We start from the raw sequence: 12,997 nt of genomic DNA, 5'->3' as shown, positions 1-12,997 counted from the left end.
AGCTGTAAAGGGGGTGTGCTATGGACAGAAGGGAATTTTTTAAGCTTGGAGCTTTAAGCCTATCGGTACCACTGGTAACCGGAAGCGTGTTTGCTCAGGAGGAGAAAGTCTCACTTCCAAGGTTAACCCTTGATGAGCTTCCAAAAAAGGAAACAGAGGACGCCGTCGTATACCACTGTGACTTTCCTCAGGAAAACAGGTTCCACGGAATGCTGGACAATGTGAGAAACCATCTTTCAGCCTACGACTTTGACCCCTTCAGGATAAAGCTCGTCCTCGTTGCGAACGGCGTAGGGGTCAAGTTCTTCATGAAGACCCATAAAGGAACGCGGTGGGAAAAGGAAAAGGTTGACCTGAAGCGTGCCCGTGAAAGATTAGCCTACCTCGCCCAGTTTGAGGTTGAGTTTTATATATGTGACATAACCATAAGGAGTTTAAAACTCAAATATGAGAACTTCTTTGAGTTTGTTAAGATAGTCCCTTCAGGGGTTGCAAGCGTGGGAAGACTCCAAACAAACGGTTTCGGTTACATCAAGGTCCTGTAATGGGTGGTAACTCCTTCTATGAATACCTGATTAACAAAGGATACGAGAGAAGAAGCTCTCAGGAAGAATTCATAACCCTGATGGAGGAGCTCATTGAAGAAGGTGGAGTAAAACTAATAGAAGCTCCAACAGGGACTGGGAAAACCTTTGCCTACCTTATACCCATAATAACCCGAGACGAGAAGGCAATAGTATCAACTGGAACTAAGATTCTTCAGGACCAGCTCAGAAGAGACGTTGAGTTTCTCACGGGACACTACAAACTCCTGACAGGAAAAGAGGTCAGTTACCTGATAATGAAGGGTAAGGGTAATTACCTTTGCCTTGACAGATACTACAAGGAAAGATTACCTGTTGAGGAGCTGGGAGATGTGCCAGAACTCCTTGAAACGGAATGGGAAGGGGATTTAACTTTGAGCAGTTGCTCCTATGAAGCCCTCTCTAAACTGAACATTGACGATGATTACTGCACACCTTCCTACAGAAACCTCTGCCCTCACAGAACAAAGTGTTATTATTGGGAGAGGTTAAAGAGCAGGGAAAGGAAAGCCCAGATACTTGTGATTAACCACGCCTTGCTGGCGTTAAAAGAGTTTGATGATGCTCATGATAGGCTTTTGATTATAGACGAAGCCCATGAACTTGACAGATACCTCACCCTTGCAAGCACTGGAGCCTTATCGGTTTACTGGTTCAGGGAGTTAATAGGTAGCCTTGAGAAACTCCTGGATAGGGAGCTGAAGCTCAACCCCGAAGAATTCTTCAGGGAAAACTTTGAAAAGCTTTTTAAGGAGGAAAGCCAGGAGGTTGCCCTTGATACTCTGACACCATACATGCCCGCGCTCAGGGAAAAGCTCGCAGAACCACTGAAGAACCTATATATGGAGTTCAGAAACACACTGGTGAAAGAGGTGGAAGAGTTCTTAGAGAGCAGACTTATGATAAGTTACAAGCTCAAGGGTTTTCTTGAAAGTACCCTTGTGTTTCCTCCTGAACTCCTTGAGAGGTTCAGGTCTGGATACGATGACCCTGACGAGAGGGAAAGGGAACTGATAGAGAAAGTCAAGAAGATTGATTACCTTGAAAGAAAGCTTCAAAAGTTGAACGCCTTTATCCGGCTCTGTGAAGAGGAAAAACCCGAGTATGGGTACAAAATCTCAAGAGCCTGGAGTAAGAAGCTTCAAACCTTTAACTACAGGATTGAGGTTTTCCCGGTTTTTCCAAGAGGCGTGGTAGAAACGGAAGCTTACAAGGGGGTTCTCCTCACCTCAGCCACAATAGACCCCGAAGACATACGCTTTACAACCGGGATAGAAGGAGATTTTTACAGGCTAAGTCATAACTTTGATTACAGCAAGGTTACCTTTCTGATAATGAACACGAACCCCAAGAGAAAGGAATGGGAGAGGGACCTCATAACCTCCTTTGAGACGATAAAAAATCTTCACGAGAGGGTACTCGTCCTGCTAACAAACAGAAACCATATGAAATTTTTTGAAAACACCAGTGAAATAGTGAAACAGGGGGAAGGCAGCTTAAACTCTCTGGTAGAGAAACTAAGGGAGGGAGAGATAAAAATCCTGATAGGTCTTGACAGCCTGTGGACTGGAATAGATGTAAGGGGGGACAAGGGAATACTCATGTCCAAGTTGCCCTTTGAAAGTCCCGATGACCCCGTAACTTACCACAGGATAAAGTATCTAAATAGCATAGGTGAAGACCCCTTTGAGTATCAGCGCAGAAAAGCTTTCATAAAGTTCAGACAGGGAGTGGGGAGACTGATGAGACAGAAGACAGACTCAGGCACCATAATCCTGTGTGATAACAGGGTCTGGAGGTATAAAGAGTTTATAAACTTCCTCCGGGAGCTGGGTGTGAATATAGTTTACGAGAAAAACTTCACAGCCCGAAGGACATAGGAACGTCCATATTGACGTCCTTAACTTCTTTTATCTCAGGAAACTTCTGCTTTAAAGCCCTCTCTATACCCGCCTTCAGAGTTAGAACGGACATTCCGCAACCTGAGCATGCACCGACCAATCTTACAAGGACTGTTCCGTCCTCTTGAATATCAACAAGCTCAACATCACCACCGTCAAATCTCAAAGCAGGTCTAATCTCATCAAGAACCTTTTCAACCTCTTCCCACGTTGGCATTCCCATTCAAGACACCTCCTTCAGGTTATTCAATCTATAAGATATCGGCAGATATGCAAGCCCTCTATGGATTAGGTCATAATATTCCCATGAAACTCCTCGTTCCCGCAACCACCACTAACTTCGGGTCTGGTTTCGACACCTTCGGCTTAGCCCTCAATCTCTACAACACCTTTGAATTTCGGGAGAGCGACGCCTTCGGCGTGGAGGTAGAGGGAGAAGGGAAAGAACTCCCAAGGGACGAGAACAACCTCCTGATAAGGGTTTATAAAAGAGCCTGTGAGGTTTTCGGAGTTCCGGTAAAGCCCTTTAAACTCAAGCAGGTCAATGAAGTTCCAACGGCGAGGGGTCTGGGTTCCTCCGCTACGGCGATAGTGGGAGGTATAGAAGCCTGTGTAAGACTCCACAGCCTTGAGGTGAACCTTGAGGATAAGATGAAGGTAGCCTTTGAGTTTGAACCCCACCCGGATAACCTCCTGCCCGCTTTTGTTGGAGGGTTCGTCGTGTGCGTCCAGAACGGGGGACTCGTTTACAACAGGTTAGACTTCCCCGATGAGCTTTCCCTTGTCTTTGCGGTTCCAGACTTTGAACTGTCCACCGAGGAGGCGAGGAGGGTTATAAAGAGGGAAGTCTCCCTGAAAGACGCCGTTTTTAATATCCAGAGAGCGAGTCTCCTCGTTTCGGCTATCCTCACCGGAAAGTATGAACTCCTCAGAACTGCGGTTGAAGACAGACTCCACCAGCCCTACAGGGCAAAGCTGATAAAGGGTTTTGAGAAGGTTCTTGAAGCGGGTTACTCTGCGGGAGCCTATGCGGTATTTCTGAGCGGTGCGGGTCCAACGGTATGTGCGATAAGCTCCGGAGAAGTAAAAGACAGGGTGGGAAGCGCTATGATAGAAGCCTTTGAAAGGGAAGGGGTTAGAGCTAAGGTTTTACACCTGAAAGGTTCCGGGAAGGGAGCGCACTGGCTGTGAAGGTTCTGACCCTTGACGTTGGTAATACCACCGTAGATGTCTGCGAGTTCAGTGAAGGCTCTTTAAACCACCTCGGAAGGTTCGGACACGATGATATACAGAAACTGAGGGGATACCATGATAAGGTTGTTGCTCTTTCAGTTCGCCCCTCGGTGAACAGGAGGCTTGAAGAGACCTTCGGACATAAACTCAAACTCCTCTCTCTGAAGGACATTCCCATAGAGGTTGATTATGAGACTCCCGAAACCCTCGGAGTGGACAGGGTTCTCTTCGCTTACGGAGTCAGGGAGTTTTATTCCCCGGATGCGGTGCTCGTTATGGCTGGAACAGCTCTCGTCCTTGACCTCCTCCTTGAAGGAACTTTCAAGGGCGGTTTCATAACTGCGGGAGTGAGATTAAAGCTCTCATCGCTGAGTGAGCGCACCGAAGGGATACCTCCCTTTGAACCGGAAGCCATAAAGCTTGATATAGGCAGGTCAACAAGAGACTGCGTGGTGGGAGGTGTTTACAGAGAGTCCCGCTCCTTCATAGAGAAGACCGTTGAGGACTGGAGTATTAGGTTTGGCAAGACCTTTAAAGTGCTCATAACCGGCGGGGACGGGTGGCTCTTTGAGGACCTCGGGGTTTACGACCCCCTGATACTCCACAGGGCTATGGTAAAAATTGCCGGTTTTTAAGTTTTTGATAATTCTTAAAAATTTTTAAAGCTGACGAACATCATATTTGCATTTTCGGGATATTTGCTTAAATTCTTGTGTAAGTAGGAGAGGGTTAGGATAGCCTTCACGGCTCCTTGGCAACGGAATAGGGGAAAATTAGATCAAACCCTTGGGGGACAGTCTAAATCGGAAACTCATTGATATTTCTGTAAAATCATGACGTCAACTCTAATTGAGAACAATTCTCACTCTGTCCCCCTTGAAAATCAAGGACTTTAATCGGACCCCTTGCAATGCCCTGAAGAAAGAGAGGGATTGCGACACGACAATCGTATTAGACTTGGTATTTACCCTAATTGTCTCTTGCAATGCCCTAAAGAAATAAGGGCTTTATTCTCTTCCCGACTGACAGCCGGTGTCTTTTGCCTTAAGATATAGAAGATGAGGTCGGCTATAAAGGATTATTACAGGATACTCGGCGTTGAAAAGAACGCCACTAAGGAGGAGATAAAGAAAGCCTACAGGAGGTTAGCCCGTCTTTACCACCCCGACAGGAATCCTGACCCTGAGGCTGAGGAGAAGTTCAAAGAGATAAACGAGGCTTACCACGTCCTTTCGGACGATGAAAAGAGAGAAGAGTATGACAGGATACTCAGGAGCGGTGATGAGAACAAGTTCAGGGACTTTATGGAGTACATTCAGGAGTTTATAGAGAGCATCATAAAGGGAGAGAGGGAAAAGGCAAAGAAACCCAAGAGAGGACAGGACATAAGGCTAAAGCTCTACCTTACCCTTGAGGAAGCTGCCTTCGGAACTCAGAAGGAAGTGGAGTACGAGAGATGGATAGACTGCCCGGACTGCGAAGGTATCGGGGTGAAAGGAAAAGCCGAGACGGTGGTCTGCCACGCCTGTGAGGGAAAGGGAAGGAGAGTAAGCGGTATATTCAGCTTCCCAAGACCCTGTTCCGTTTGCAGAGGAAAGGGATTTATAGTCAAGAACCCTTGTCCTACCTGCTTTGGAAGGGGAAGGGTTACAACCCAAGCCAAGATAAAGATAAACGTTCCTCCGGCAACAGATGAGGGAGAAGTTTTGAAAGTCCCAGAGAAAGGGCACTTCGGAGTATACGGTGGAAAGCCGGGAGACCTTTACCTGAGAGTGTTCCTTAAGGAGCATCCTGTTTTCAAGAAGGTAAACAACGACCTGTTCATGGAAAGGCTGATAAGTTACCCCCTTGCAGTCCTCGGAGGTGCTACAAGGGTTCCCACCCTTGAAGGGGAAGAGCTTGAGGTCTTTGTTCAGCCGGGAACTGAGTGTGGTTCAACCAAAACAATTCCCGGAAAGGGCTTCCCTTACGATGGTAAGCGGGGAAACATGATAATTACCTTCAGGATAGAGGTTCCCAAGAGCCTGAACAACAAACAGAAAAAACTCCTTGAAAAACTTGCAAAGGAGCTGGGTGAGGAAGGTATAGAGAAGAGGGAGAGTATAACAGAAAGAGTTAAAAACTGGCTCAACCCCTTCTGAAAAGCAAAACCCTTCTTACGTTCTCTCTGACCACCTCAATCTCAATAAAAATATCACAATCCTCCCTTTCCTCCTTCCACTCAACAACCACTACACCTTGACCTATGAACTCTGAAAAGTCAAAATCCTTTACCCTGTAGAGGTCAACGTGTATCAGCTTCCCTTTCTGGGTTGGATACTCGTTCACTATGGTGAAGGTGGGGCTCCGGACTTGATATTCCTCTCCGATGCCCAAACCCCTTGCCAAACCTCGGACAAAGGTGGTTTTGCCAGCCCCGAGCTCCCCTTTCAGGCATATAACTTCGTTACCTTTAAGCTCTTTAGCAAGAGAAGCCCCGAGGGCTTCCATTTCCTCGGGACTGTTTATAAGGCTCTCTTCCACAGGAACTATTTTACTGGTAGCTTTTGTCCTCCTTGTGGGGGGATATTCTGAGAATTGCCTCATCAGGATTCACCTGGTCTCCCACCTTGGCAAATATCTGCTTTACTATCCCATCTATCGGAGCGTGTATTTCATTTTCCATCTTCATGGCTTCAACTATAGCAACCGTCTGTCCTTCCTCCACAGGTTGACCCTCTTCAACGAGTATCTTCGCAACCTTACCAGGCATAGGAGCGGTGACGTCACCAGGTTCTGTTGCCTTGGGTATGCCACCTTCTGTTGTAGTCGTTGTTGATACAGCCCCACCGCCTGCAGGAATCGCTTCCCTCTGTGGGAAGAGCTGTATCTCTTCAAGCCTTCCGTCAACTCTGACGTAGTACTTTCTCGGTTTGCCTGGTTGATCTTCAAGGGATACACCTTCTACTTTGACCTTAAACTTGTCTCCGTGGTAAACAACTTCAAACTCAACAGGTGCAGCACCAACAACCTTTCCTGCTTCGGTTTCAGCAATCTCTGGAAGCTCACCAACCGGTTCGGGGTGTAACTCGCCTTTCTCCCTTAGAGTTAAGAACTCCTTAGCCTGCATCGGGAAGAGTATGTACAGGAGTATCTCTTCATCGGTGGGCTCCCTTCCGATAATCTTTTCAACCTCGCTCCTTGCCCTGTCCCATTCTTGCTGGTCGGCGAGGTCTCCGGGTCTTATGGAGAAGTCAGGCTCTTTGCCCGGTCCAAGTATCTTCTCAACGAGCTCTTTGGAGAGAGGTCCCGGTGGCTTTCCGTATTTACCCTCAACGTAGTCCCTTACCTCTTTGGTTATGGTCTTGTACCTCTCCCCGGTTATAACGTTCAGAACAGCCTGAACACCAACTATCTGAGAGGAGGGCGTAAGCAGAGGCGGGTATCCGAGGTCTTTCTCAACGTTAGGAACCTCTGCGAGAGCTTCCTCTATCTTATCAAGTGCATTTGCCTCCATGAGCTGAGCGACCATATTGGAAATCATACCGCCGGGTATCTTGTGAATGAGAACCTGAGCGTTAACTCCGGCGTATTCGGTCTCATACTTCTTGTACTTCTTCTTCATCTTCTTGGCTTCTTCTGCAGCTTCAGCTATCTTGGTTAGGTCAAGTCCAGTGTCAAAGGGCGTATCCTGAAGAGCTGCAACTATGGTCTCGGTTGCTGGGTGTGAGGAACCAAAGGCTAAGGGTGAGAGGACGGTGTCAAGCATGTCCACACCGGCGAGAACCGCCATCATATGATTTATGGTTGCCATACCGCTCATATCATGGTTGTGAAGCAGAACCGGTATCTGTCCACCGGTTGCTTCCTTTATCCCCTTTATTATCTGGTAGCACTCAAAGGGAGGCATTATGCCGGTAGCGTCCTTGAAGGATATCCAGTCGGGCTCCATCTCAGCAAGCTCCTGAGCGTATTCCATCCACTTCTCGTAAGTGTGAACCGGAGAGCGGGTGTAGCTTATCTCGGCGTGAACCTCTCCGCCAAGCTCCTTTATAGCCTTCACAGCAACCTCTATATTCCTGTTGTCGTTAAGGGAGTCAAAAACCCTGAAAACGGTCATACCGTTGGCTATACACCTCTCCACGAACTTCTTGACGGTCTTGTCGGAGCGGGGTCTGTACCCGACGATGTTCTGCCCCCTGAAGAGCATCTGGAGTTTGGTGTTGGGCATTACCTCCTTTATGCGTCTGAGCCTCTCCCATGGGTCTTCCTTCAGATACCTCAGGCAAACATCGTAGGTTGCTCCTCCCCAAACCTCAACGGCGTAAAAACCACACTTGTCCAGCTTTTCGCAGAGAGGCAACAGGTCATCGGTTCTCACTCTCGTTGCAAGCTTACATTGCTGTCCGTCTCTTGGGGTGAGGTCTGTTATATGTATCTTTTTCTTAACTCCTTTTTTCTCCAGCTCTTTCATCTTCTCCCTGATTTCTTCTACAACCTCAACCATTTAAATCACCTCCTGCAAATTTTATAAACCATGGTAAGAAGCTATTACAGCCGAAAGGAAAGCCACAAAATCCTCCTTGTCTCTGTGCTCTTTGTAATCAAACACCTGCGGATGCTCCTCAAGATACTTGGTGGTGAACTTTCCAGCTCTGAAGTCCGGCTCCTTCATTATCTCTATCAGAAGAGGTATCGTGGTTTTTACTCCGGTTATCTCATAGGTCTCCAGAGCAGCTTTCATTCTATCCACCGCTATCTCCCACTCCGGAGCCCAGACTATAAGCTTGGCTATCATGGAGTCATAGTAAGGTGTCACCTCAAACCCTCTCGCCGCAGCATGCTCTACCCTTATTCCAAAACCACCAGGGACGTAGTACCTCTCTATCATTCCAACGGAGGGAGCGAAGTTGTTCCTGGGGTCTTCGGCGTTTATTCTGCACTCTATTGAGTATCCCTTGAAGTTTACATCCTCCTGCTTGTACTTTAGCTTCTCTCCTGCGGCGATTCTCAGCTGCCACTTCACTATGTCTATTCCTGTGACCATTTCGGTAACGGGATGCTCAACCTGAACACGGGTGTTCATCTCTATAAAGTAAAGATTGCCTTCCTGGTCCGCTATGAACTCCATAGTCCCAGCGTTATAGTAGCCTATTTCCCTTGCCGCCTTTGCAACTATGTTTCCGTAGTACTCCCTCTTCTCTGGCGTCAGGAGCAGAGACGGGGCTATCTCAACAAGCTTCTGGTTTCTCCTCTGTATGGAGCAATCCCTTTCTCCGAGGTGTATCACGTTCCCGTACTTATCCCCGAGAACCTGAAACTCTATGTGCTTGGGATTCTCTATGAACTTCTCTAAGAGCAGGTCTCCGCATCCAAAGGCTTTCTGAGCTTCGTTGTAAGCGCTCTCATAGTTTTTAACCAGTTCCTCCTCGTTCCTGCATATCCTTATTCCCCTACCACCGCCTCCGGCGGTCGCTTTAAGAAGGACAGGGTATCCTATCTCCCTTGCAAGAGCCTTCGCCTCCTCCACATCCTTCAAAATCCCATCAGAACCCGGAACTACAGGAACCCCGGCTTTCTTCATTACCTCCTTGGAGCGTGCCTTGTCCCCCATGAGTTCTATGACCTGCCACGAAGGTCCCACAAAGGTTATACCCGCTTCCTCGCACATTTTAGCGAACTCGGCGTTCTCTGCAAGGAAACCGTATCCGGGGTGTATGGCGTCCGCACCAACCTCTAAGGCGAGGTCTATTATCCTCTGCTTGTTAAGGTAGGTATCCAAGGGGTCTACACCTATCATATAGGCTTCATCTGCCATCTTGACGTGTCTTGCGGTTGACTCTATCTCGTTAAATATGGCTACCGTCTGTATCCCAAGCTCTTTGGCAGCTCTGATTATCCTACAGGCTATCTCACCCCTGTTGGCTACAAGGAGTTTCTTAAACATGTCTCTCCTCCGTCAGACGAGTTCAACCTTATACTCAATTGGTGCTATCTTGTTGAACATGTAAGCTATGGAGCATGTGCCCGGATCATATATGGTCTTGTCAAGGGCTTTCTTTACGTCCTCTTCTGTCACGTTCCCCTTAACCTTAACGTTCAAGTATATCTTAAGAAAAACCTTTGGGTAGCCTTCGGTTTTCCTGTCAGCGTCCGTCTCTATCTCTATGTCTTCAACGTGCTTTCCCTCCTTGTATAGGGCTTCGTAAAGGTGTATACCTACACATCCAGCTATTGAGTGAAAGAGAAGCTCTGGAGGTCTTATGCCTCTTCCCTTACCGCCAACGTAATCGGCAGCGTCTATGGGCACTTCCCTTCCAGAGGGTCCCACACCTACAAAGTGAAAGTCCTCTTTCTGCTTTACCCTTATCTTCATGATAGTCCTCCTATAGTATTACTGAATCCTCTTTGCTATCTCCTGGGCGTACTCATAGGTTGAAACAGCCTTAGCCTCAATACCAAGCTTCTTAAAGCCAGCGGCTATGTCCGGAGTCCCAACCTTATCCTCAAAGGTCTTCTTGACAGCTTCGTATATCTTTTGGGCAGCTTCCCTCCAGCCGATGTATTCAAGCATCATGGCTCCGGACAGGGTTAAGGATAGGGGGTTGGCTATACCCTTACCCGCTATGTCCCAGGCGGTTCCATGGGTACTCTCAAAGAGGGCGTATCCGTCTCCTATATTTCCACTCGGAACAAAACCTGGACCGCCTATGAGGGCTGCAGCGAGGTCAGAAACGTAGTCCCCATTCAGATTCTGCGCTATCACCACGTCCCAGGCGTCCGGTTTCAGGACAAGTTGCATGAGCATTTGGTCGGTTATAACCTTGCTTAACTTTACCTGTCCTTCATTGGGCTGGGCTTCCGGGTCTGTTAAAACCTTATCGGCGAACTCAGGTTCTTGGGCAACTTCAAAAGCCCAGTTTATAAAGGCTCCCTCGGTAGCCTTCATTATGTTCCCCTTACCTATAACGGCAACGTTCTTCCTTCCGTTCTCAAGGGCGTATCTGAGAGCCTTTCTTACGTGTCTCTTGGTTTTGAATTCGCTCATGGGCTTCACGGTTATACCAACATCCTCCGGAAAACCCTCCTCTTTAGCTCCCATCTCTTTTATGAGGAACTCCCTGACCTTCTTTGCTTCATCAGTTCCTGAAAAGAACTCAACCCCTGCGTAAACGTCATCGGTATTCTCTCTGAACACGACTACGTCAACCCTCTGAGGATCAGGTATGGGGGTAGGCTGACCCATCCAGTAAACTGGGCGAACCGCAGAGTAAAAGTCAAAGGCACGCCTAAGGGCGGAGTTTATGGAGCGGACACCCTTACCTACTGGAGTTCCCAGGGGTCCCTTTATACCAACGACAGCTTCCTTCAAAAACTCAAGGGTTTCCTGGGGGAGTCTATCTCCCGCTTTCTCTTCAGCCTTATCTCCGGCAAGAACCTCAACCCAGATTATCCTCTTGGAACCGCCGTAGGTTTTCTCTACAGCAGCGTTCACCACATGTATCATCGCCGGGGTGATTTCTGCTCCTATTCCGTCCCCCTCTATGTAGGGGATTATGGGTTTGTCAGGAACCTCTATGGTCTTGTCAGGGTTGAGTTTTATGAACTCTCCTTCCTTGGGTTTCTGGGCTTTTCCTTCCCATGGGTACACATTTTCCGCCCTAACAACTTCCATTATCTCCTCCTGAGAAAAGTGTTAAAAATTTTATGTGAGCCTGAGTGCACTGTCAAGGATTTTTAAAACATCGTTTTAGGTCTGTTAGAAAGACCTTATTACACCGCTCCCGCAGGTAAACTTTACCATATACCGTACCTTGCTAAGGAGTAAAATACTGTTTTGATGAAGGCTCTCAAAAAGACCCTTGACGTACTTGACTTTTTAATGAATAAGGGCACAGCAGGCGTTACCGAGATAAGCAATGAGTTAAACCTCAACAAGAACAACGTTTTCAGGATACTGGTTACTTTAGAGGAACACAAGCTTGTTGAGAAGGAAGAGGAAACAGAGAAGTATAAACTCTCCACCGGTTGTGTGGTCTTGGGTTACGGCTTTATCCATAAACATCCTCTAACCAGGCTCTCAATGCCTGTACTTAAAGGTCTCAGGTTCAGGCTGGGGGAAAGTGTAAACCTTGCCATGCTGGATGATAAACAACAGTATATAATCTACGTTGCCTCTGAAGAAACTATAAAGCCTGTGAAGGTTAAACCGAGGGAAGGCAGGAGATACAGGATAAACAGCCCTGTCAGCTCGGCAAAGGCGATAAGGAGAGCCCTCAGGGGGGAAATGGGTTTCGCATTTGACCACGAGTACGATGAGAAGAACGGAATAGCAGGTGGAGCCTGCGTGATAAGAGACTACAAGGGCAGACCCATAGGAGCTGTTGAAGTTCTGGCTCCAACTTACAGGATGCCTCTGGACGTCATAGACAGGGAGATAAAACCCCTCCTTGAGGACGCAGCTCTGGATATATCTCTGAAGCTGGGTTACTGGGATTAGAGCTTCCCAAGTCTTTTGGACAACTCCTCGGCTGCGGACATGGTTATATCTTTGAACTTTGAAAAGAGCTATTCCTTAGGAACCCTGTAGGCAGGTGCCACAACACTGACGGTATAACTCACTTTACCGGCGTAATCAAAAACCGGTGCAGCTATACTAACCACATCCTCTTCATACTCACCAAGGTTCACCGAGAACCCCCTTTCCCTTATCTCCTTTAATTCCCTCTTCACCTCTTCCGGTTCCTTTGTGTTCTGGGTGTATCTCACCCACTTGACCTTCTTGAAGTAATCTTCTATCTCCCTCTCGTCAAAGAAGGCAAGGAATATCTTTCCTGAAGCGGAAGCGTACATCGGGAGAACCCTTCCAAACCTTGAAAGGATGCCGACCTCTTTCTCAACCTCATACTTTTCTATATAAAGAACCTCGTAACCTATGCGTGTAGTAAGGTAGGCGTTTTCCTTAAGTTTCTCAACAACGTCTCTCAGAACAGGCTTGGCTAAATTCCTAACATCAAGGTGCTGAAAGTAAGCTCTTCCCAGTTCAAAACACCTCACACCCAGCATGTACCTGCCGGATTCTTCGTGGTAGCTGAGCCATTCCCTATCAACGAAAGTGGCAAGTATCCTCTCTATCCTGTCTGGTTTAAGACCAGTTTCCCGCTGGAGGTCTTCCATCGTTCTTGGTTCCTTCTCTATAAGGAGGAGTATACGTAAAGCGTAATCTACGTTCTGTATGACATAAAAACTTTTATCTCTATGCATCTTTACGCCTCATATTATACAATTAGAAGTTCGGAG

13 protein-coding genes are annotated in these 12,997 nt (G+C 47.5%); 6 read left to right on the top strand and 7 right to left on the bottom strand.

Annotated elements, in window-relative coordinates; all coding sequences use genetic code 11:
- The first annotated feature begins 20 nt into the window (after nucleotides 1–20).
- Both BCF55_RS02150 and BCF55_RS02145 read left to right on the top strand, forming a co-directional pair.
- Nucleotides 21–545 carry a DsrE family protein gene (locus BCF55_RS02150; RefSeq protein WP_121009339.1) on the top strand — a complete coding sequence of 175 codons (525 nt, stop codon included), beginning with the start codon at nucleotides 21–23 and terminating at the stop codon, nucleotides 543–545.
- A complete protein-coding gene (locus tag BCF55_RS02145; RefSeq protein WP_121009337.1) occupies nucleotides 545–2,464 on the top strand; it encodes an ATP-dependent DNA helicase in 1,920 nt (639 codons plus the stop codon). Before BCF55_RS02150 ends, BCF55_RS02145 begins: the two co-directional genes overlap by 1 nt.
- Here the strand turns inward: BCF55_RS02145 and BCF55_RS02140 are convergent.
- Nucleotides 2,445–2,708, bottom strand: a complete 264-nt coding sequence (locus BCF55_RS02140; RefSeq protein ID WP_170144728.1) for a NifU family protein — start codon at nucleotides 2,706–2,708, stop codon at nucleotides 2,445–2,447. The genes BCF55_RS02145 and BCF55_RS02140 overlap by 20 nt on opposite strands.
- Nucleotides 2,709–2,791: 83 nt before the next feature.
- On the opposite strand from BCF55_RS02140, the gene thrB reads away from it, so the two are divergent.
- The 3 genes from thrB to BCF55_RS02125 all read left to right on the top strand — a co-directional run bounded on the left by thrB (nucleotide 2,792) and on the right by BCF55_RS02125 (nucleotide 5,859).
- On the top strand, nucleotides 2,792–3,676 hold the full coding sequence (thrB, locus tag BCF55_RS02135) for a homoserine kinase (protein WP_121009335.1): 885 nt from the start codon (nucleotides 2,792–2,794) through the stop codon (nucleotides 3,674–3,676).
- Entirely contained in the window at nucleotides 3,673–4,353 is a 681-nt protein-coding gene (locus BCF55_RS02130) for a type III pantothenate kinase (protein WP_170144727.1), read from the top strand. The genes thrB and BCF55_RS02130 overlap by 4 nt, the downstream gene beginning before the upstream one ends.
- 423 nt (nucleotides 4,354–4,776) lie before the next feature.
- Complete coding sequence (locus BCF55_RS02125) at nucleotides 4,777–5,859, top strand: J domain-containing protein (RefSeq protein ID WP_121009331.1); 1,083 nt, start codon at nucleotides 4,777–4,779, stop codon at nucleotides 5,857–5,859.
- Here the strand turns inward: BCF55_RS02125 and tsaE are convergent.
- From tsaE to BCF55_RS02100, 5 genes are read right to left on the bottom strand one after another with little or no spacing between them, the layout of a single operon-like run.
- On the bottom strand, nucleotides 5,846–6,241 hold the full coding sequence (tsaE, locus tag BCF55_RS02120) for a tRNA (adenosine(37)-N6)-threonylcarbamoyltransferase complex ATPase subunit type 1 TsaE (protein WP_245960374.1): 396 nt from the start codon (nucleotides 6,239–6,241) through the stop codon (nucleotides 5,846–5,848). The genes BCF55_RS02125 and tsaE overlap by 14 nt on opposite strands.
- 10 nt (nucleotides 6,242–6,251) lie before the next feature.
- Entirely contained in the window at nucleotides 6,252–8,204 is a 1,953-nt protein-coding gene (locus BCF55_RS02115; RefSeq protein ID WP_121009329.1) for a pyruvate/oxaloacetate carboxyltransferase, read from the bottom strand.
- 21 nt (nucleotides 8,205–8,225) lie between these two features.
- A complete protein-coding gene (gene accC, locus BCF55_RS02110; RefSeq protein ID WP_121009327.1) occupies nucleotides 8,226–9,644 on the bottom strand; it encodes an acetyl-CoA carboxylase biotin carboxylase subunit in 1,419 nt (472 codons plus the stop codon).
- A gap of 12 nt (nucleotides 9,645–9,656) precedes the next feature.
- A complete protein-coding gene (locus tag BCF55_RS02105) occupies nucleotides 9,657–10,073 on the bottom strand; it encodes an OsmC family protein (RefSeq protein WP_121009325.1) in 417 nt (138 codons plus the stop codon).
- 18 nt (nucleotides 10,074–10,091) lie between these two features.
- Nucleotides 10,092–11,372 carry an NADP-dependent isocitrate dehydrogenase gene (locus BCF55_RS02100; RefSeq protein ID WP_121009323.1) on the bottom strand — a complete coding sequence of 427 codons (1,281 nt, stop codon included), beginning with the start codon at nucleotides 11,370–11,372 and terminating at the stop codon, nucleotides 10,092–10,094.
- A 165-nt stretch (nucleotides 11,373–11,537) separates the two neighbouring features.
- On the opposite strand from BCF55_RS02100, the gene BCF55_RS02095 reads away from it, so the two are divergent.
- Nucleotides 11,538–12,197 (top strand): IclR family transcriptional regulator, encoded by a 660-nt coding sequence (locus BCF55_RS02095; protein ID WP_121009321.1) that lies wholly within the window; start codon nucleotides 11,538–11,540, stop codon nucleotides 12,195–12,197.
- A gap of 68 nt (nucleotides 12,198–12,265) precedes the next feature.
- On the opposite strand, the gene BCF55_RS02090 is transcribed toward BCF55_RS02095, so the two are convergent.
- Nucleotides 12,266–12,961 (bottom strand): IclR family transcriptional regulator, encoded by a 696-nt coding sequence (locus BCF55_RS02090; protein WP_245960373.1) that lies wholly within the window; start codon nucleotides 12,959–12,961, stop codon nucleotides 12,266–12,268.
- Nucleotides 12,962–12,997: the final 36 nt, after the last annotated feature.

The sequence above is a fragment of the Hydrogenivirga caldilitoris genome (assembly GCF_003664005.1).
Classification (GTDB): Bacteria; Aquificota; Aquificia; order Aquificales; family Aquificaceae; genus Hydrogenivirga; species Hydrogenivirga caldilitoris.
The sequence above is the reverse complement of the archived record's forward strand: the minus strand, read 5'-3'. Positions and strand labels throughout refer to the sequence as shown.